Origin of the sequence: Mesorhizobium sp. B1-1-7 (genome assembly GCF_006442705.1) — a bacterium.
GTDB classification, from domain to species: Bacteria; Pseudomonadota; Alphaproteobacteria; order Rhizobiales; family Rhizobiaceae; genus Mesorhizobium; species Mesorhizobium opportunistum.
Map to the genome: position 1 here is coordinate 98,455 of NZ_VFWQ01000014.1, position 19,401 is coordinate 117,855.

Here is a 19,401-nt window from a genome sequence, read left to right on the forward strand (position 1 = left end):
ATATTACCTATCTATGATCATTCCCAACATGAATAGGAGTGAAAAAAGGCCCTTACATAGAAAATTGCCTTTTTCAGCTTATCGTGCCTCGCCCTGTAGAAAATGTATAAAAGTGATTGATAAATAATAGATATAATTATGACAATTGCGCTAATAGAAATCAGTAGTGCGCCAAAACTTTTCACGTTAACCTCGATGATGCCGTCGACTATAGCAGGCCACCAGAAGCAGGCCGATTACAATGATCGCAAGTCGTCGCCCAATCATTCATCTGCTGGGCGCGAAAGCCCGCGGGCGCACCAGCTCCCATCTGAACATCAGGCCTTGCCCCATCGCAGTCAATGCGCGGCTGGCGCCGCCAGAAGCGGTCGCCGACTTGCCGATCGACCGTTTCGACGGCCTCGACACTTTTGAGGATCTGCCGCGGGACGGCCGCTGCGTACGCGACATGTGGTTCTAGAATATGGTGCGGGGCACTTGCCGGTCGACGGCTGGAGACAGGCCGTCGCCCCGCCCCCCTGAAGCCTGTTCACGCGGATGCTCAGCCGGGGGCGCAGGCGCGGGGTCCGGCACGACCACCAATTGCGGCACCTGCTTGTAGGAAAAGCCGCCCCTGATATCGCCCATCTTGCCGGCGACAATGCCCACTGCTGCCTTTTCGAGATTGCGGTCATAGCTTGTCTCGGCCGCCGCGGGTGCCGCGATGACGGCCAGAAACGCCGCGCCACACAAAAGCGTCTTCATTCCCATTGTCTCCCTGCCTGGCATCGATCTAGCAGGGCGTCGTTGAAAAACGGCCAAGAGATACGGTAAGCAAAACGCCAAATGACAGTGTTAACAATGGGTTATGAAATCAGGCCGGCAAACCGATTCAAGCGCTTGATATGTCGAGTCAGGCGCGCTGGGCGTGGGCCGTATGCCCCAGCGCGGTGAACACGGTGCGCACGATGCCGTCGGCATCGAGACCGGCATCGGCATACATCTTTTCCGGCTTGGCGTGGTCGGTGAAGGTGTCGGGCAACACCAGCGGGCGCACCTTGAGGCCGCTTTCCAGCAATCCTTCATGGGCGAGGAACTGCAGCACGTGGCTGGCGAAGCCGCCCACTGCCCCCTCCTCCACCGTCACAAGAACCTCGTGCGAGCGGGCGAGCCGCCGGATCAGATCCTGGTCGAGCGGCTTGGCGAAGCGAGCATCGGCGACCGTAGTGGAAAGCCCGGCTGCGCCGAGTTCCTCGGCGGCGACCAGACAATCCTGCAAACGCGTACCGAAGGACAGCAGGGCGACCTTGGTGCCTTCCCTGATAATGCGGCCCTTGCCAAGTTCGAGAACCGAGCCGCGTTCCGGCATGTCGACGCCGACGCCGTTGCCGCGCGGATAGCGGAAGGCGATCGGCCCGTCATCATAGCTCGCTGCGGTTCGCACCATATGGCGCAGCTCCGCTTCGTCGGCCGCCGCCATCACGACGAAACCCGGCAGGCTTGCCAGGAAGGTGGTGTCGAAAGCGCCGCAATGGGTGGCGCCGTCGGCGCCGACGAAGCCGGCGCGGTCGATGGGGAAACGCACCGGCAATTTCTGGATCGCGACGTCGTGGACGACCTGGTCGTAGGCGCGCTGCAGGAAGGTCGAATAGATCGCCGCGAACGGCTTGTAGCCTTCGGTGGCGAGGCCGGCCGCGAAGGTGACCGCATGCTGCTCGGCAATGCCGACATCGAAGGTCCTGGCCGGGAACACCTCGCCGAACAGGTCGAGGCCGGTGCCGCCCGGCATGGCGGCGGTGACGGCGACGATGCGGTCGTCCTCGCGGGCCTCCTGGATCAGGCTTTCGGCGAACACCTTGGTGTAGGCCGGCGCGTTGGCCGGCGCCTTGGCCTGCGTGCCGGTGATGACGTCGAACTTGTTGACGCCGTGATATTTGTCGGCGGCGGCTTCGGCCGGCGCATAGCCCTTGCCCTTCTGGGTGACGACATGGATCAGCACCGGGCCTTCGCCATTGTCGCGGACGTTCTTCAGGACCGGGATCAGATGCTCCAGATTGTGCCCGTCGATCGGGCCGATGTGATAGAAGCCGAGCTCCTCGAACAGCGTGCCGCCGGTGACGTAGCCGCGCGCATGTTCGACCGCCCGTGTGATCGCGCGGTCGGCGCGCTTACCCAGGTAGGAGGTCAGCTTCTTGCCGAAGTCGCGCAGGCCGGCATAGGCCTTGCCCGAGGCAAGCCGCGCCAGATAGGCGCTCATGGCGCCGGTCGGCGGCGCGATCGACATGTCGTTGTCGTTGAGGATGACGATGAGACGGGCATCGAGCGCGCCGGCATTGTTCATCGCCTCATAGGCCATGCCGGCCGACATGGCGCCGTCGCCGATGACGGCGATGACATTGTTGCGGCCGCCAGAGAGGTCGCGCGCGGCGGCCATGCCGAGGCCGGCCGATATCGATGTCGAGGAATGGGCGGCGCCAAAGGGATCGTATTCGCTCTCGGCGCGGCGGGTGAAACCGGACAGGCCGCCTTCCTGGCGCAGTGTGCGGATACGGTCGCGGCGGCCGGTCAGGATCTTGTGCGGATAGGCCTGGTGGCCAACATCCCAGATCAGCCGGTCATCCGGCGTGTCGAAGACATAGTGCAGCGCCACCGTCAGTTCGACCACGCCAAGGCCGGCGCCAAGGTGGCCGCCGGTGCGAGACACGGCGTCGATCAGTTCGAGGCGAAGCTCGGACGCAAGCTGAGGCAGCTCGCTCTCGGCAAGCGCGCGCAGATCCGCCGGAATGCGGACCTTGTCGAGAAGCGGCGTCTGCGGCGTTGCGTTCACGGGTGCTCGGGCTTTCTGTTCAACGGCGGGATAGGCCGCCGGCCGGCGAAAGTAAATGCGTGTCAGCGACGCGGATCAATCAGGTCCCCTCGCCGATCTTCTTCAGCCTTCCGGCAACGGAATAAACTCTTCCTCATCTCCTGGAACGATATCGAAGCGGCCCGTCTTCCATTCCTGCTTGGCCTGTTCGATGCGCTCCTTGGACGACGAGACGAAATTCCACCAGATATACCGCTTCGAACCGAGCGAGGCGCCGCCGAACAGCATGAAATGCGCACCGGTTTGCGACGATACGATGATCTCATCGCCGGGACGGAACACCAGCAGACGCTCCGCCGGGAAGACGTCGCCCGAAATCGAGACCTCGCCTTCAAGCGTATAGACGGCGCGTTCTTCGGCATCGGGCGGGATTTTCACACTGGCGCCCGGCGCAAGCCTGAGATCGGCGTAGAGCGTCTCGGAGTCGGTCCTCACCGGGGAGCGCAGTCCCTGGAAATCGCCGATGACGACGCGGCCGCTGACGCCTTCGGCGTCGATATCGGGAAGCCGCAAGACAGCGGTGTTCTCGAACACCGGGGCCACCTCTTCCTTGTCGTCCGGCAGCGCCAGCCACGTCTGCAGGCCGGAGATGGACATCGGCGCGCCGCGCAGTTCTTCGGGCGTGCGCTCGGAGTGCACGATGCCGCGGCCGGCGGTCATCAGGTTCACGTCGCCGGGCTGGATCACCATTTCGGTGCCGAGGGAATCACGATGGCGGATCTTGCCGTCGAACAGATAGGTCACCGTCGACAGGCCTATATGCGGATGCGGGCGGACATCGAGCGCCTGGCCGGCGCGCAGGATCGCCGGTCCCATGCGGTCGAAGAAGATGAACGGACCGACCAGCCGTCTCTTGGCGGTCGGCAAGGCGCGGCGGACTTCAAAGCCGCCAATGTCCTTGGCATTCGGGATGACCATCAGCTCGATCTGGTCGCTTGCGAAGGCGTCGCCGGCTTCGGGATCCTCCCCGGGGAAGAAGCTCATGAACTCTCCTTGTCGGCGGCCAAGGACCGCCCTGGCCACATCAGGCGAAGCGGATCGCCGCCTTTGCCCGCAGTTTGGCCGCAACCTCTTCGCGATTGCGCGGATGCTGGTTGGTTTCAAGCGAATCGAGAAGCTCGCGTGCCGATGCCGCGATAGCTTCGACCGCATGGTCGAACGCGTGCTGGTTCTGCTTCGAGGGCCGCGTCGTTCCGCTCAGCTTGCGGACGAACTGAAGTGCCGCGTCGCGGACTTCGTCGTTGGTTGCCGGCGGATCAAAATTGAACAGGGTCTTGATGTTTCTGCACATCGCTTCCGTATCTCCTCTTGTCCTGGAGCCGTTTCAATCGGGACGAACTCTAATCCTCAAACATGATCGTGTCCAAAAACCGGTGAGACCGCGCTCCAAGAGCGGTTCACCCTATCTCTTTGTTTTAACGCAATTCCGGACGGAAAACCGTCTCACACTTTTCCTGGAATTGCTCTAGTCCGCGTCGAGCGGCTCCGTCCCGACTGGCTTGCCGTCGCGCGACAGCCTGATCTTCTCGACCTTGTCCTCGGCGGCCTTCAACAGCCGGTCGCAATGCACCTTCAACGCCTCGCCGCGCTCATAGATCTTGATCGACTGGTCGAGCGGTACGTCGCCGCGCTCCAGATCATCGACGATCTTCTCCAGCGCGTCGAGTGCCTGTTCGAAGCTCATCGCCTTGACGTCTTCGTTGGTCTCACCAGCCATCATTCATCCTTTCATCAGTCGCCCGACATGGGCGGCGACCGAAAATGCCAATCCCTGCAGATCGTAGCCGCCCTCGAGCAGGCTGACGAGCCGGTTGCGGCTGTGGCGCGCGGCGCGCTGCATCAGCTGGCCGGTCGCCCAATCGAAATCGTCCTCGGTCAGGTTGATCTCGGCCAGCGGGTCGCGGTGGTGCGCATCGAAGCCCGCGGAAATGATGATCAAATCCGGCGCGAAATTGTCGAGCGCCGGCAGCACGCGCGACAGGAAGGCGTCGCGAAATACCTCACTGCCGGTCTGCGGCGCAAGCGGCGCGTTGACGATGTTGCCGGCGCCGGTCTCGTCCTTCGCGCCGGTGCCGGGGTAGAGCGGCATCTGATGCGTGGAGCAATAGAGCACCGAAGGATCGTCCCAGAAAATGTCCTGCGTGCCGTTGCCGTGATGCACGTCCCAGTCGACGACCGCGACGCGTTCGACGCCATGCTTCTTCTGTGCATAACGCGCGGCGATGGCCGCCGTGTTGAAGAGGCAGAAGCCCATGGCCGTGGTTTTTTCGGCATGGTGGCCAGGGGGCCGCGCTGCGACGAACACATTGTCGGCGCGGCCCTCAAAGACATCGTCGACGGCCGCATTGGCGGCGCCGATCGCCGCGATCGCAGCTTGCCAGCTCTTCGGGCTGGCGGTGGTGTCGGCATCGATGCGGGCGATGCCTTGGTCAGGGATGGCGGCGCGCACGCGGGCGACGAAATCGGCGGGATGCGCGTAGAGGATGGTGGCCTCGTCACCTTCCGGCGCCTTGACACGATCGAGTGCGGCGAAGGCCTCGTCGTCGAGCACCCGCTCGATGGCGCGCAAGCGGTCCGGCCGCTCGGGGTGGCCAGGCGGCGTGATGTGTTCGAGGAAGATCGGATGCGTGTAGAGACGAGTGGCCATGCTCCCTATCTAGTGCCCCGGCGCCGCGATGGCCATGCATCGCGGCTCGATCGCTGGGGAAAATCACGCCTGCGTCCATTGGCGTCGCTGCGGGGATTGGCGCCCTGGGCGGTTCGGCGTAAGGTCGCGGACACTGCCTGGTGCCCGCCGCAAGCGGGAGAATCGGGAACACGGTTGAATTCCGTGGCGTGCCCAACGCTGTGAGGGGGACCGCGCCGGTAAATGCCACTGTCGATGACGGGAAGGCATCGGACGCGGGTTGATCCCAAGCCAGAAGACCGGCCTGGCAGACATCGTCATCCGCATGGTCAGGCGGCTGGCATCGATAGCAATCGCAAGGGGACAAGCGATGCCGGAACACATGACCGCTCCTGGTAGCGACGGATTTGACCAGATGGCGCGAGACGCGGTCTACCGCGCCATGTTCACGCGGCGTGACGTGCGCAGCCATTTCCTGCCCGACGCGCTCGACGACGAGGTGCTGGCGCGGCTGCTGCTTGCCGCCCACCACGCGCCGTCGGTCGGCTTCATGCAGCCGTGGAACTTCATCGTCATCCGCGATGCCGCACGGCGCGCGGAAGTGCGCGACCTGTTCCTCGCCGCGCGCGAACAGGAACTTCCGGCCATCGAACAGGAAAGGCAGGCGCTCTACCGCAAGCTCAAGCTGGAAGGCATCTGCGAAAGCGCGCTCAACATCTGCATCACCTGCGACCGGCAGCGGTCGAAGGGTTCGCCGCTGGGACGCTGGCACAATCCGGAAATGGACCTCTACAGCACGGTCTGCGCGGTGCAGAATTTCTGGCTGGCGGCGCGCGCCGAGGGCGTCGGCGTCGGCTGGGTCAGCATCATCGAGTCGCAAGCGCTGAAGAGCCTGCTGGCTATTCCCGATCACGTGACGCCGGTCGCCTATCTCTGCGTCGGCCGGGTCTCCGAATTCGCGCCGAAACCGGACCTCGAAACCCATGGCTGGGGCCGACGCCTGCCGCTGCCCGAACTGATCAAGAGCGAGACTTTTTGCGGTCAGGGCGAGGTGCGGCTCAAATCGACGGTTGCACGCCTCAACGCCGTCAATGCCGCGCCGGCAAGCCCGGCCGATCAGCGTGTCGCGCCCGCCGTATCCCAGCGCGAGCCGCCGAAGGAGGCCAGCGCCTTGTCCTTGAGTTCCCTGAATTTCGACGATGCCTCGGAGAGCCGAGCGTCCCAGGCGGGATCGGGCACCTGGCCCTCAATGGTCTTGAAATAGACCTGCATCAGGCAAGCGATGGCGAAGGGCTCGATGAAAGCCGCCTTGAACGCCCAGGCAAAGACGATGGCGAGCACGAAGGCCCAACCAGCCAGTTGCCCCGGCATGATGAAGAGAATTGCGGCGGCAGGAGCCAGCATAGCCAAGAAGATGACGAAAGAGACGCCCCACATGATGACTGCCAGCCAGACGGCGTTCTTGACCATGGTCTTGCCGTTCTGGGCGTAGAGCACCACGCCTTGGCGCGCTGTCTCGAAGGGCGAGGACGAATTGATGCGGATATTGTAGCCGAGGATGATCTCGTCGACATAGGTCAGCGATAGGCGGATCACCGTGTTGATGAAGGAGACCAGGCCGCTCAGGCCCGGAATCGGCAGGAAGGCGGCAATGCCGCCAAGCAGGCCGGTGATGGCGCGGATGGCGCCCTTGACCAATTGGTCGACGACGAAAAGGATGTTGGCCTCGGCGAACCGCTCGGTCACGACTTGCCTGGCATAGGCGATCTGGTCCTGGCCGCCGGGAACGTCCTGGCCGTCAATCAGATGGACCATGACGGCGATATGGCCGGCCTTGACGACATAGAGGATGTATTCGCGGATCCAGTAGACGGCGATCGAGACGATGCCGAAGCCGACCACGCCGCCCCATAGGGCAAAGGACATCGGCCCGTCGGGATCTGTGGAGATATGGCCGACGCCATAGCCGACCGAGGCACCGGTGCCGGTCGCCATGATGTAGGCCAGCGTGATGCCGAAATAGACGATCATGCGAAAGACAATGAAGGGCCAGGTCCGCATCATGATGGACACCGACCTGCCGATATCGAAATCCCACATGCCCCGAATCCCCTCAGAGATGGCTGGGGAGGATGCGCTCAACCCGAAGATTGTCAATCGTGGGCGTATCCCGGACCGCGGACGGGATATCAGTTCGGCTGCGAACCCGGTTTCCTGAGCAGGCCTTCGAGCAGTTGCTTGAACGCCACCACCACCTTCCTCGATGTCGCCTCGGGATCGTTCGAATTGGCGATCCGCTGCGCCGCCTGGCTGCTGGCGCCGTTGATCAGCCGTGCGGCGGTTTCGGGGTCGACGCTCGGGACGACCACCCCCTCCCCTTGCAGCGCGGCAAGATGATCGGTCATTGAGCCGACGCAGGCATTGGCATTCGACCATTGTGCCGGATCCCCCAGCACGGCCGGGCCGTCGCGGAACATGATGCGCTGGATCTCCGGCTCCAGCGCCATCTCGATATAGGTCGTGCACTCGTCGACGAAGTGTTGCCAGCGGTTCGGCGCTCTCGATGCGACCTCATTCACCCGAGCCGCCATCTCGGCGTCGATTTCGGCGATGACCGCCTCCAGCAACCCCTTCTTGTCTCCGAAGTGATGATAGAGAGCGCCGCGCGTCAGCCCGGCCGACGCGGTGAAATCATCCATGGACGCCTCGGCGTAGCCGATGGTGCCGAAGGCCTGGCGGGCCGCGGCGATCAGCTTGGCGCGCGTCTCGGCGATCATCTCCTTGCGTGGTTTGTGCATTCCGGCTGGCCCTATTCACATACGTCTCGTATGCCAATTGACATACGCGACGTATGGTCTATCTAACACTCATACGCCTCGTATGTAATTGTCGAATTGTCCTTTGTCGAGGAACAGCATCATGCAGAACCCCTATTCGGAAATCTTTCGCGCCCCTGGCGCCAAGGGCTTTGCAACTGCCGGCTTCATGGCGCGCTTGCCGATCGCCATGGCTCCGATCGGCATCGTGGCGATGCTGTCGCAGACACACGGCGAGTACTGGCTGGCGGGCGCCGTTTCGGCGACATTCGCGCTGGCCAACGCTTTCCTGGCGCCGCAAATATCAAGGCTGGTGGACCGCTTTGGCCAGACCCCAATTGTCCTGCCCACCACCATCATCTCCGTGCTTGCTTTCCTCATGCTGATTGCAGCGGCCAATCAGGACTGGCCTATGTGGACGCTGTTCGTGTCCGCGCTGCTGGCGGCAGCCATGCCCAGCATGCCGGCAATGGTACGGGCGCGCTGGACCGAGATTTTCCGGGGCCGGCCTCAGATGAACACCGCGTTCGCCTTCGAATCGGCGGCGGACGAGTTGGTCTATATCGCCGGAGCATCCCTGTCGGTGGGCCTCAGTGCCGGCCTGTTCCCGGAGGCGGGCATGCTGGCGAGCACGTTGTTTCTCGCCGTCGGATCGATGGCCTTCATCCTGCAGCGCTCGACCGAGCCGAAAGTGCGACCGGTAGCCAATGGCTCCGGCGGTTCGGCGATCCGCCTGCGGCCGGTGCAGATCATCACCTTTGCCCTGATCTTCATCGGCGCGACGTTCGCCACGACCGAAGTGAGCACCGTGGCGATCACCAAGGAACTCGGCCAGCCGGGTGCCGCGAGCCTGGTCATCGGCGTCTATGCGCTGGGATCGTTCGCGCTGGGCATCGTCGTCGGCGCGTTCAACCTCAAGGCGCCGCTGCAACGCCAACTTGCCATTGCGGTCGCCCTGGTCGCGCTCGGCACCCTGCTGCCGCTCACCGCCGACAGCGTGCCGCTGCTGGCGCTGACCGTCTTCATCAGCGGCGTCGCGATCTCGCCTACCTTCATCACGGCGTTCGGCCTGATCGAACGACATGTGCCGGAAGCGATGCTGACCGAGGGGATCACCTGGGTGATGACAGGCATCGGCATCGGCATGGCGCTGGGGTCGTTCACCGCCGGTGCGGTGGTGGACGCGTTCGGCGCCCAGAACGGGTTCTGGGTTTCGGTGGCATCAGGCACCATTGCGCTGGTCACGGTACTATTTGGGCAGAGCAGCCTCGCCATCCACAATTGCGAGCTGGATGGATGCGAAGCGGCGGTCGTTCCTGCTGAATGATCCACGAAGCGCCCGGTTTGAACGGACCGGGCGCTATCATCACTGGCAGTTCAGATGATTTCGGTTTTGGCGATATGGATGCCAAACCCTTCGAGGCCGACATAGTGGCGTTCGCGCGAGGCGATCAAATTGATCGAGGAGATGCCGAGATCCTTGAGGATCTGAGCGCCGAGGCCGATTTCGCGCCATTCATTCTCGCGCCGGCGGGCCTCCTCATGATCCTCGCGCTCGCCGCTCGCCGGGCGCTTGCGCTCCTGGTGCGCGACACCGACGGAGCCCTCACGCAGATAGACGATGACGCCGCGCTTGCGCTCGCCCATTGCCTTCATGATGGCGTCCAGCCGGTGACTGGTGCCGAAGACGTCGGTCACCACATCCTCGGAATGCAGGCGCACAGGCACCTCTTCTCCATCGCGGATGTCGCCGAAGACAACGGCGACGTGGTGCATGGAATCCCAGGGCAGCGTGTAGGTGAAGACCTGCGCCTTGCCGCCGAGTGTGTCGATCTCCGAGCAGGCCACGCGTTCAACCAGCGTTTCCTTGCGCTGGCGATAAGCAATGAGATCGGCGACCGACACCTGCTTGAGACCATGCTCTACGGCAAAGGCCGCGACCTGCGGGCCGCGCTTGACGGTGCCGTCGTCATTGACCAGTTCCGAGATCACACCGATCGGCGGCAGGCCGGCGAGCTTGCACAGGTCGACCGCTGCTTCGGTATGGCCGGAGCGCATCAGCACGCCGCCCTCGCGCGAGATGAGCGGGAAGATATGGCCGGGGCGGACGAAATCGGAAGCGCCGACATTGCCGTTGGCGAGGTTGCGAACGGTCAACGTGCGGTCGTCAGCCGAAATGCCCGTCGTGGTGCCGTGCTTGAAATCGACGCTGACGGTGAAAGCGGTGGTGTGGGCCGAATCATTGTCGGCGACCATCGGCTGCAAATTGAGGCGCTTGGCCTCCTCGCGCGGCATCGGGGTGCAGACGATGCCGGAGGTGTTGCGCACGATGAAGGCCATCTTCTCCGGCGTGCAATGAACGGCGGCGACGATCAGGTCGCCCTCGTTCTCGCGCCCGTCATCGTCCATGACGACGACGATCTCGCCGCGTTCGAAGGCACGCAGGGCTTCGACGATCTTCTTCTGGTCGTAAGGCATGGAATGCTCGCTTCGCTCGCGGGAATAGGGAGTAGGCAATAGGGCAGTAGGTGAAAGAAAAAAAGGCCTACTGCCTATTCCCTACTGCCTACTCCCTTCCCCGTCTGTCCCCGATGGCGCAGATAATGATCGGCGATGGCGCAGGCAACCATGGCCTCGCCGATCGGCACGGCGCGGATGCCGACGCAGGGGTCGTGCCGGCCCTTGGTCATCACCTCGACGTCGTTGCCGTCCTTGTCGATCGACTTTCGCGGCGTCAGGATCGACGAGGTCGGCTTGACGGCGAAGCGCGCGACGATCGCCTGGCCGGTCGAGATGCCGCCGAGGATACCGCCGGCATTGTTGGACAGGAACACCGGTTTGCCGTCATTGCCCATGCGCATCTCGTCGGCATTCTTTTCGCCGGTGATGCGGGCGGCCTCGAAGCCGTTGCCGATCTCGACGCCCTTGACGGCGTTGATCGACATCAGGCCCGACGCGATGTCCTGGTCGAGCTTGGCATAGATCGGCGCGCCAAGGCCTGGCGGAACGCCGTCGGCGACGATCTCGATCACCGCGCCGACCGAGGAACCGGCCTTGCGGATGCCGTCGAGATACTGAGTGAAGACGGGAACGGAAGCCGGATCGGGCGTGAAGAACGGATTTTCCGCATCGCCGATGAAGTTCCAGTTCCAGTTGGCGCGATCAATGGACTTTTCGCCCATCGACACCAGCGCGCCGCGCACCACCATGCCGGGCACCACCTTGCGGGCGAGCGCGCCGGCCGCCACGCGCGCGGCCGTCTCGCGGGCCGAGGAGCGGCCGCCGCCACGGTAATCGCGTATGCCGTATTTGACGTCATAGGTGTAGTCGGCATGACCCGGCCGGTACTGGCGGGCGATTTCGCCATAGTCCTTCGAACGCTGATCGACATTTTCGATCAACATCGAGACCGGCGTGCCGGTGGTGATCATCGTCTCGCCGTCCTCGTCGAGGACGAAGCCCGACAGCACCTTCACCTCGTCGGGTTCGCGGCGCTGGGTGACGAAGCGCGACTGGCCCGGCCGGCGCTTGTCGAGTTCGGCCTGGATCTCCAGCCGGGTGAAGCGGATGCCGGGCGGACAGCCGTCCACCACACAGCCTAGTGCGGCGCCATGGCTTTCACCCCAGGTGGTGACACGGAAAAGATGGCCGAACGTGTTGTGAGACATGGAAAAGTGCCCTGATCGGCAGCCGAGCCGGTTGAAGCCTGCGTTCTATTGGCGTTTTCCACAGGGGTCAAACTGTGATCCGGCGGATTTAGTTTTGACACATTCGGTTGGTTTCTGCTCTGCTCCATTCGCCGTTGAGGATCCGCCGCCACCGTGCCGGCGCAATGACCAAAGAGGACGATGATGCGTACCCTGATTGGCGCTGTTGCCGCCACGCTGCTGCTTTCCACCGCCGCTTTCGCCGGCCAGACCGAAGGCCTGATCAAGAAGATCGACAAGGATGCGCTGACGCTGACGCTGGACGACGGCAAATCCTACAAGCTGAACGCCGAGACCGATCTCGACGCGCTGAAGCCGGGCATGGACATCGTCATCGCCTACGACGTGACCAATGGCGAAAACGTCGTCACCGATATGCAGCTGCCGGACAGCGACACGAACTAAGCGCGTCGCGTTTGAACGGGTTCAGGTGACCTAAAGCCACTCCAGGCTCTTGCCTTCGAGCTTGAGCACGCGATCCTGTGGTATCTCCAGGTTCGCTGCCTCGTCCTCCGCCATATCAAGCACGAAACGGAACAAGGTGCGCATGACGCCGCCATGCGTCACGCAGACAGTTTGCCGGTTCAGCGCATCGAACCAGGGTTTGACCCGCTCGAGCAGCATCCGGTAACTCTCGGCGCCTTCGCCCGGCGGCTGAAAGTTCCATTTGTCCAAAGCGCGCGTCCTACTCGCGCCGGGATATCGGGTCTCGAGTTCGGCGAAGGTGGATCCTTGCCAATCGCCGAAATTGACTTCGACGAGGCGGGGATCGGTCCGATAGGCATCCGGATCGAGTTGCATCGCGGCGCGGATACGTTCCATCGTTTCGCGCGTCCGCTTCATCGGACTGGCGACGAAATCGAAATTCTCCGGATCATGGACAAGTTCGGCCAGCCGAACGCCGTTTCCGGTCGCCTGTTCGCGGCCAAGAGCATTGAGATCGGTGTCGGCCTGCCCTTGCAGCCGGAACTCGGCGTTCCACGCGGTCTGGCCGTGGCGCACGATATAAACCAGCGGGTACATCAGATCTTCCGGTGGTCGGGCCTGGGCCTGGGCGGAGGGGATTAGTCCTTGACCGTCGAAATATCAGGCGCGTCGACCGCCTTCATGCCGACGACGTGATAGCCGGAATCGACGTGGTGCACTTCGCCGGTGACGCCACGCGACAGGTCTGACAGGAAATAGACGCCGGAATCGCCGACCTCTTCCTGGGTAACCGTCTGCTTCAGCGGCGAATTGTATTCGTTCCACTTCAGGATGTAGCGGAAGTCGCCGATGCCGGAAGCGGCCAGCGTCTTGATCGGGCCGGCGGAGATCGCGTTGACGCGGATCTTCTTGGAGCCGAGATCGACGGCCAGGTAGCGCACGCTGGCTTCGAGCGCGGCCTTGGCAACGCCCATGACGTTGTAGTGCGGCATCACCTTCTCGGCGCCGTAGTAGGTCAGCGTCAAAAGCGACCCGCCATCGGTCATCAGCGCCTCGGCGCGCTTGGCGATGGTGGTGAAGGAATAGACCGAAATGTCCATGGTGCGCAGGAAGTTGTCGCGCGTCGTCTCGACATAGCGGCCGGTCAGCTCGTCCTTGTCGGAAAAAGCGATGGCATGGACGAGGAAATCGAGCTTGCCCCCCCAATGCTTGGCGACATTGGCAAAAACCTCGTCGAGGCTCGCCGGATCGGTGACGTCGCAATGGCCGGCGACAAAGGCGCCCAGTTCCGTGGCCAACGGCTCGACGCGCTTCTTGAAGGCCTCGCCCTGATAGGTCAGCGCGATTTCCGCGCCGTGATCGACGCACGCCTTGGCGATGCCATAGGCGATCGACCTGTTGTTCGCGACGCCGAGAATAAGGCCGCGTTTGCCGGCCATCAGGCCCTGTCCACCCGCCATGTGCGTGCTCTCCGCAAGATCTTCTGCTTTGTGGAGTGCCTATCGCACAGGCACAAAGCCCCTTCAAGCGTTCAAACCGGACAGTTCGGGGGACAAAAGCCGTCGATCAGCCTTTTTGGCCGCGCAGCAGCGCTTCGAGCGCGCTGTCGCCGCTCTCCGGCAGCATGATGCGCACATGGACATAGAGATCGCCATGGCCGCCGGCTTTTTCCGGCAGGCCCCTGCCCTTGAGGCGCAGGACCTTGTCCGAGCTCGACCAGGCAGGAACGTTGACCGCGAGCCTGCCGGTCGGCGTCTCGACCGGCACCTTGGCGCCCAGTGCCGCGTCCGCCAGCGACACCGGCAGGTCGGCGTGCAGGTCGCGACCCTCTATCCGGTAACGCGGGTGCCTGCGGATATGGATCTTGACCAGCGCGTCGCCGGGCTGGCCCGGTCCCTGCTCGCCCTGCCCCTTCAGCCGGATGGTCTGGCCGTCCTCGACATAGGCCGGCAGCTTGACCGCCACCTTGCGGCCATCCGGGAACATCGCCGTCACCTTTTCGGCATTCGCCGCTTCCTCGATGGTGATGTCGAGCGTCACGTTCAGATCGGCAGCGGTCGCGGGCTGGCGGCGGTCGCCCATGCCGGCACCGCGCGCGCCCGAAAAGGCGTCGCCGAAAATCTGGCTGAAAATATCGCTGTTGCCGTCGAACGGATCGCCACCGGGGCGCCCCGACCGGAATTCGAATCGCGAGCCGCCGGCCCCCTGCTGTCGACGAAACCCGCCAAAGGGATCGCCACCGGCCGCGCCCTCGAAACCCTGGAAGCGCGGCTTGCCGTCGGCGTCGATCTCGCCGCGATCGAAGGCGGCACGGTTTTTCTCGTCGCCGACGATCTCATAGGCCTGGTTGGCCGCGGCAAAACGATCCTTCGCCTTGGGATCATTCGGATTCTGGTCCGGATGATGTTTCTTGGCGAGCTTCCGGTATGCCGATTTTATGTCCTTGGCCGATGCGTTCTTTGCAACGCCCAGCACCTCATACGGGTCGCGCATGCGTCCTGCCCTGGAAATGAGTTGAGTCCATACTTGCCTCCTATATGCGCTCGCATAGGAAGAAATTCCAGTGCCGGACCGTCATATCAAGGGCGGAAATCGAGGGCGGAAGCTAGAGCGGCTTGAAGCCCTGCATGCGCCAGCCACCGGCGCTGGCGAGGCACAATTCACCCTCGAACATCGCAACGCCGTCAAAGCTTTCGCGCGACGCCTTGAAGCGGCGGCAGGTCTGGCCGCTGTCCTTCAATTCGGCGAGCTCGGTAATGGAGCCGCGCGATCCGGTCCCGGCATTCGCCCATGGCACCGCCTGCCCGCCGAGCTGCTCGATGTCGGCGGAAGATACCGCATTGCCGATCGTCGTCTGGTCGGAGTTTCGATCCGAATCGACCGGCGCCGTGGAAGCAGACGTGCTGCTGGTCAGGATCGAGCGGTCGACCTCCGCCTTTTCCAGGCTGAAGCCACCCGCTCCACAGGCGGCCAGTGGCAGGCTGACGACCACGATCGCGGCTTTCGCGCTGGCCGAAGCGATAACGCTCCATTGCCTGCTGTCAAAAGCTTGCGCGATACGCGACAATCGGCAACCTCCCCCTGATCCGTGACAATTTGAGAAAAACTATGAGTGACACTGAGTTAACAAGCGGTGACTTTACCGAGGCCGGCGAACCGTTTCGCCTCTTTGCCGCATGGCTGGACGACGCCACGAAGAGCGAAATCAATGACGCCAACGGCGTGGCGCTGGCGACGGTCGATGCCGAAGGCATGCCGGATGTGCGGATGGTGCTGCTGAAGGGGTTCGATGAGGGCGGCTTTGCGTTCTACACGAATTTCGAGAGCGCCAAGGGCCAGGAGATTCTGGGCAGCATGAAGGCGGCGATGTGCTTCCACTGGAAATCGCTGCGCCGCCAGGTGCGCATTCGCGGTCCGGTGGAGATCGTCAGCGATGCCGAAGCCGACGCCTATTATGCGACGCGGCCGCGCGGCAGCCGTATCGGCGCCTGGGCCTCGAAACAATCGCGGCCGCTGGAAAGCCGGTTCGCGCTGGAGAAAGCCGTCGCCGAATACACGGCCCGTTACGCGATCGGCGAGATTCCACGCCCGAAACACTGGTCCGGCTTCCGCATCGTGCCGCAGACGATCGAGTTTTGGCACGACAGGCCGTTCCGGCTGCATGACCGGGTGGCTTTCTCGCGCAACGCCAAGGGCGGTTGGGACAAGACCCGGCTTTATCCCTGAGTTTGGGAATGGCGACGTCTTCACTGTTCTGGTGCAGGCTGCGTGGTGGCAACGAAGCTGAACGAGTTAGGTCCGCGCTTCACCCCACCCGGCCCTGCGGGCCGACCTCCCCATCGAGGGGAGGTAGAAGACCGAGCTATTTCTTCCTGGTCATGAACGCCGTGAGCGCGGCGCGCGCTTCATCCGATTTCAGCCGCTCGCGAAAATGTTCGCTCTCCTCGCCGATGCGGGCGACGAGGTCGTCGCGCGGGCCGCGCATCAGGTCGCGCGCGATCTTCAGCGCCTGCGGCGGCTTGGCGGCGATCTGGCCGGCGGCCGCAAGGACGGAGGCTTCCAGTGCCCCTTCCTCGACCACCTCATAGATCAAGCCGGCGGCCTTCGCGCGCTCGGCCGAAAAGCCCTCGCCAAGGCCAAGCAACGCGAAAGCGGCCTGCTGCCCCAGCACGCGCGGCGCCAAGAGGCTCGATCCCGCCTCCGGCACCAGGCCGAGGTCGACGAAAGGCGTCCTGAACACGGTGCGCGGCGTGGCGAAGGTCAGGTCGCAGTGCAGGTTGATCGTCGTGCCGATACCGACCGCGATGCCGTCGACGCCGGAGACGATCGGTTTTTCGACCCTGGCCAGCGCTATCAGGAAATCCCAGACTTCGGTGCCGCCATCGCCGCCGGTGGCCACCACCATGAAATCGGCAAGGTCGTTGCCGGAGGAGAAGGCGCCGGGCACCCCAAGGAACACATGGACGCGGATGGCCGGATCGGCATCGCCTTCGGCCAATGTTTGCGACATCTTGGCATACATGGCGCGCGTCAGTGCGTTCTTCTTGTCCGGGCGGTTCATGCGGATGATCTGGATAGCGCCCTGGCGCTCGACGAGGATGTGGTCTGTCACGGTTTTTCCTTGCTAGGCCTTGTGAACGTCAGGCGGAAATCAGCGCCTTGCCGGCAATGGCGAGACTTTCGGCACCGTCGATAACGCGCTCTTTCAGCGCGCGCGCCTCGCCAAGGAGATTTTCGGCGAAGAAGCGGCAAAGCGATATACGGCCCTGATCGGCCAGAGCGCCCCGCGCCAGGAAGGCGCCGCCGGCGGCCAACGAGATCAGCCTGAGATACGGCGTGGCACCCGCCAGCGCCTGCTCCGACCGGCCGTCCGTCGACAGTTCTTGCAGGAAGCGGGTCGCTTGCGTCAGGTCGTCGAGTGCCGCGTCGAGAGCATCGGCGGTGCGGCCGAACCCCTGTAGGTTGGAGGTGCGCACGGCACTGGCGACCACGGCCAGTTCGCCGATGAAGCCATGGACATGCTCGCCGCCGCCGAGCGGCAGCTTGCGGGCAACCAGATCGATCGCCTGGATGCCGTTGGTGCCCTCGTAGATCGGCGCTATGCGCGCGTCGCGATAAAGGGCAGCCGCGCCAGTCTCCTCGATGAAACCCATGCCGCCATGCACCTGGAGGCCGAGCGAGGCCACTTCGACGCCGACATCGGTCGAAAACGCCTTGGCCAGCGGCGTCAAAAGATTGGCGCGGTCGCGCCAATGCGCCGCCTCGTCGCCGGACGATACACGCGCCATGTCGATGGCGTGCGCGCAGGAATAGCTGATGGCGCGAGCGATCTGCGTCAGCGCCTTCATGGTCAGGAGATTGCGCTGCACGTCGGGGTGATGGACGATCGGCGCCATGCCGGCGCCGGCATAATCCGCCGCCTTGCCCTGGCGGCGCTCATTGGCATAGGCGATCGCCTTCTGGGTCGCGGCTTCGGCGACCGCCACGCCCTGCATGCCGACGCAAAGCCGCGCATTGTTCATCATGGTGAACATGCAGGCGAGGCCCTTGTTCTCCTCGCCGATCAGCCAGCCGATGGCACCCGGCTTGGCGCCCTGGAAGCCGTCGCCATAGATCATGGTGCAGGTCGGCGAGGCATGGATGCCGAGCTTGTGTTCGAGGCCGGAACAGAAGACGTCGTTGCGCGCGCCAAGCGAGCCGTCGTCGCCGACCAGGAATTTCGGCACCAGGAACAGCGAGATGCCGCGCGTTCCGGCAGGCGCGTCCGGCAGTCGCGCCAGCACCAGATGAATGATGTTGTCGGTGAAATCGTGCTCACCATAGGTGATGAAGATCTTCTGGCCGAAGATGCGGTATGTGCCGTCACCGGCCGGCTCCGCGCGGGCGCGCAAGGCGGCGAGGTCCGAACCGGCCTGGGGCTCGGTCAGGTTCATCGTGCCCATCCATTCGCCGGAGACGAGCTTTTCCAGATATTTCGCCTTGAGGTCTTCGGAGGCGTGCTTGTCGAGCGCTTCGACCGCGCCCATGGTCAGCGTCGGGCCGATGCCGAAAGCCATGGCGGCGGAGTTCCACATTTCGAGCGCTGCGACGCCAAGCATGGTCGGCAGCGCCTGGCCGCCATACGCTTCCGGCCCGGACAGCGCGTTCCAACCACTGTCGATCCAGCGGCGATAGAGTTCCTTCCAGCCGGGCGGGGTGATGACGGAAGCGTCCTTCAACACCGCACCGTGTTCGTCGCCGATCTTGTAAAGGGGAGCGACCTCCTCGGTGGCGAAACGGCCTGCCTCGCCGAGAACGGCGTCTACCAGATCCTCGCCGAGATCGCCGAACGTGCCGGCATCGAGCGCCGCCTTCATGCCGGCCACGTGCTTCAGCGTGAACGCGATATCCTCGACGGGTGCCCGATACATGCCGCGTTCCTCCTCACCTTCCGCCAACGGAACCCTATGGCTCGCGGAGCCGCAAAACCATCCGCCTTTGGACGGTCTTCCGCTTTCCTTTTTACGTAAACGTCAAATTTTGTCACGCGGATTTTGCAATCGTCCCGGCACGTATTAAATTCGATCGAAGCCGGATCAATTCGACCGGCGACAGACCAGAACCAGCCGACTGGAACCAATCCCATGCTCGCCAGACCCGACGCCTACCGTTGTATCGAATGCGGCCTGCCCTACCGGGCGGCGGGGTTTTCTTACTATCACGGCGACTTGGAAAACGGCGCCGCCTATTGGTCGGATCGCGGCATATTGTGCTCGCCGAAATGCTCGCTCGCCCACCACCGCAAACGCGCCGCCGAAGGTACGCTGCAGCAGGCGCCGGCGCCGGATCCTTTTGAATTCCAGCCATTCAGCCGGCGCTGACTTCCCGGCATTGGCCGGCATCTTCATAGAGAAGCATTTCCTTAACCATAGCGGTCCAGCATCTGTCTTTGATCCACGGGGATTCCCTGTTTTGAAAAGGACGGTGCGCCTCCTTCGCCGC

The 19,401-nt window shown here is 63.5% G+C and carries 20 protein-coding genes, 2 pseudogenes and 1 riboswitch; of the genes and pseudogenes, 6 read left to right on the forward strand and 16 right to left on the reverse strand.

Translation table 11 applies throughout. The features are described 5' to 3' along the window. Positions 1-331 precede the first annotated feature (331 nt). Positions 332-460 (forward strand): annotated as a pseudogene (locus tag FJ978_RS23585) (GFA family protein); the annotation flags it as partial. Here FJ978_RS23585 and FJ978_RS23590 read toward each other — a convergent pair. From FJ978_RS23590 to FJ978_RS23615, 6 genes are all read right to left on the reverse strand, one after another. Further along, positions 457-744, reverse strand: a complete 288-nt coding sequence (locus FJ978_RS23590; RefSeq protein WP_013896670.1) for a hypothetical protein — start codon at positions 742-744, stop codon at positions 457-459. The pseudogene FJ978_RS23585 and the gene FJ978_RS23590 sit on opposite strands and share 4 nt — an antisense overlap. A 148-nt stretch (positions 745-892) precedes the next feature. Continuing rightward, positions 893-2,806 carry a 1-deoxy-D-xylulose-5-phosphate synthase gene (gene dxs, locus FJ978_RS23595; RefSeq protein WP_013896671.1) on the reverse strand — a complete coding sequence of 638 codons (1,914 nt, stop codon included), beginning with the start codon at positions 2,804-2,806 and terminating at the stop codon, positions 893-895. A gap of 102 nt (positions 2,807-2,908) precedes the next feature. Further along, a complete protein-coding gene (locus FJ978_RS23600) occupies positions 2,909-3,829 on the reverse strand; it encodes a pirin family protein (protein ID WP_013896672.1) in 921 nt (306 codons plus the stop codon). A 40-nt stretch (positions 3,830-3,869) separates the two neighbouring features. Next, complete coding sequence (locus FJ978_RS23605) at positions 3,870-4,136, reverse strand: DUF2277 domain-containing protein (RefSeq protein ID WP_010914875.1); 267 nt, start codon at positions 4,134-4,136, stop codon at positions 3,870-3,872. Positions 4,137-4,310: 174 nt separating this feature from the next. Next, positions 4,311-4,562, reverse strand: a complete 252-nt coding sequence (locus tag FJ978_RS23610) for an exodeoxyribonuclease VII small subunit (protein WP_013896673.1) — start codon at positions 4,560-4,562, stop codon at positions 4,311-4,313. 3 nt (positions 4,563-4,565) lie between these two features. Beyond that, positions 4,566-5,492: a histone deacetylase family protein gene (locus tag FJ978_RS23615; protein WP_013896674.1), complete on the reverse strand. Its 927-nt coding sequence runs from the start codon at positions 5,490-5,492 to the stop codon at positions 4,566-4,568. A gap of 121 nt (positions 5,493-5,613) precedes the next feature. Then, positions 5,614-5,794, forward strand: a riboswitch (cobalamin riboswitch). Between the two features lie 47 nt (positions 5,795-5,841). On the opposite strand from FJ978_RS23615, the pseudogene bluB reads away from it, so the two are divergent. Beyond that, positions 5,842-6,522, forward strand: a pseudogene (gene bluB, locus FJ978_RS33270) (5,6-dimethylbenzimidazole synthase); the annotation flags it as partial. Between the two features lie 65 nt (positions 6,523-6,587). Here the strand turns inward: bluB and FJ978_RS23625 are convergent. Continuing rightward, on the reverse strand, positions 6,588-7,571 hold the full coding sequence (locus FJ978_RS23625) for a hypothetical protein (protein WP_013896676.1): 984 nt from the start codon (positions 7,569-7,571) through the stop codon (positions 6,588-6,590). A gap of 89 nt (positions 7,572-7,660) precedes the next feature. Continuing rightward, positions 7,661-8,269 (reverse strand): TetR/AcrR family transcriptional regulator, encoded by a 609-nt coding sequence (locus tag FJ978_RS23630; RefSeq protein ID WP_140574371.1) that lies wholly within the window; start codon positions 8,267-8,269, stop codon positions 7,661-7,663. Between the two features lie 121 nt (positions 8,270-8,390). On the opposite strand from FJ978_RS23630, the gene FJ978_RS23635 reads away from it, so the two are divergent. Beyond that, complete coding sequence (locus tag FJ978_RS23635) at positions 8,391-9,614, forward strand: MFS transporter (protein WP_140574373.1); 1,224 nt, start codon at positions 8,391-8,393, stop codon at positions 9,612-9,614. Between the two features lie 50 nt (positions 9,615-9,664). Here the strand turns inward: FJ978_RS23635 and ribB are convergent, their stop codons facing one another. Beyond that, positions 9,665-10,765 carry a 3,4-dihydroxy-2-butanone-4-phosphate synthase gene (gene ribB, locus FJ978_RS23640; RefSeq protein ID WP_140574375.1) on the reverse strand — a complete coding sequence of 367 codons (1,101 nt, stop codon included), beginning with the start codon at positions 10,763-10,765 and terminating at the stop codon, positions 9,665-9,667. A 74-nt stretch (positions 10,766-10,839) separates the two neighbouring features. Further along, a complete protein-coding gene (gene aroC / locus FJ978_RS23645; RefSeq protein ID WP_140574377.1) occupies positions 10,840-11,955 on the reverse strand; it encodes a chorismate synthase in 1,116 nt (371 codons plus the stop codon). 183 nt (positions 11,956-12,138) lie between these two features. Between aroC and FJ978_RS23650 the strand changes: the two genes are divergently transcribed. Further along, positions 12,139-12,399: a DUF1344 domain-containing protein gene (locus FJ978_RS23650; protein ID WP_013896681.1), complete on the forward strand. Its 261-nt coding sequence runs from the start codon at positions 12,139-12,141 to the stop codon at positions 12,397-12,399. 30 nt (positions 12,400-12,429) lie between these two features. Here FJ978_RS23650 and FJ978_RS23655 read toward each other — a convergent pair whose 3' ends face one another. From FJ978_RS23655 to FJ978_RS23670, 4 genes are all read right to left on the reverse strand, one after another. Then, positions 12,430-13,017 (reverse strand): histidine phosphatase family protein, encoded by a 588-nt coding sequence (locus FJ978_RS23655; RefSeq protein ID WP_140574379.1) that lies wholly within the window; start codon positions 13,015-13,017, stop codon positions 12,430-12,432. A gap of 41 nt (positions 13,018-13,058) precedes the next feature. Continuing rightward, positions 13,059-13,880 (reverse strand): enoyl-ACP reductase FabI, encoded by an 822-nt coding sequence (fabI, locus tag FJ978_RS23660; RefSeq protein WP_013896683.1) that lies wholly within the window; start codon positions 13,878-13,880, stop codon positions 13,059-13,061. Between the two features lie 106 nt (positions 13,881-13,986). Then, entirely contained in the window at positions 13,987-14,913 is a 927-nt protein-coding gene (locus FJ978_RS23665) for a J domain-containing protein (RefSeq protein ID WP_140574381.1), read from the reverse strand. 112 nt (positions 14,914-15,025) lie between these two features. After that, positions 15,026-15,487, reverse strand: coding sequence for an RT0821/Lpp0805 family surface protein (locus FJ978_RS23670; protein WP_140574383.1), 462 nt, complete (start codon positions 15,485-15,487; stop codon positions 15,026-15,028). A 41-nt stretch (positions 15,488-15,528) separates the two neighbouring features. Here FJ978_RS23670 and pdxH point away from each other — a divergent pair, with 41 nt between their 5' ends. Beyond that, positions 15,529-16,146: a pyridoxamine 5'-phosphate oxidase gene (gene pdxH / locus FJ978_RS23675; protein WP_140574385.1), complete on the forward strand. Its 618-nt coding sequence runs from the start codon at positions 15,529-15,531 to the stop codon at positions 16,144-16,146. Positions 16,147-16,282: 136 nt separating this feature from the next. On the opposite strand, the gene FJ978_RS23680 is transcribed toward pdxH, so the two are convergent. Both FJ978_RS23680 and FJ978_RS23685 read right to left on the reverse strand, forming a co-directional pair. Next, positions 16,283-17,032 (reverse strand): crotonase/enoyl-CoA hydratase family protein, encoded by a 750-nt coding sequence (locus FJ978_RS23680; protein WP_140574387.1) that lies wholly within the window; start codon positions 17,030-17,032, stop codon positions 16,283-16,285. Between the two features lie 28 nt (positions 17,033-17,060). Continuing rightward, complete coding sequence (locus FJ978_RS23685) at positions 17,061-18,830, reverse strand: acyl-CoA dehydrogenase (protein WP_140574389.1); 1,770 nt, start codon at positions 18,828-18,830, stop codon at positions 17,061-17,063. A gap of 213 nt (positions 18,831-19,043) precedes the next feature. On the opposite strand from FJ978_RS23685, the gene FJ978_RS23690 reads away from it, so the two are divergent. After that, on the forward strand, positions 19,044-19,280 hold the full coding sequence (locus tag FJ978_RS23690; protein ID WP_013896689.1) for a hypothetical protein: 237 nt from the start codon (positions 19,044-19,046) through the stop codon (positions 19,278-19,280). The last annotated feature ends 121 nt before the right edge of the window (positions 19,281-19,401 follow it).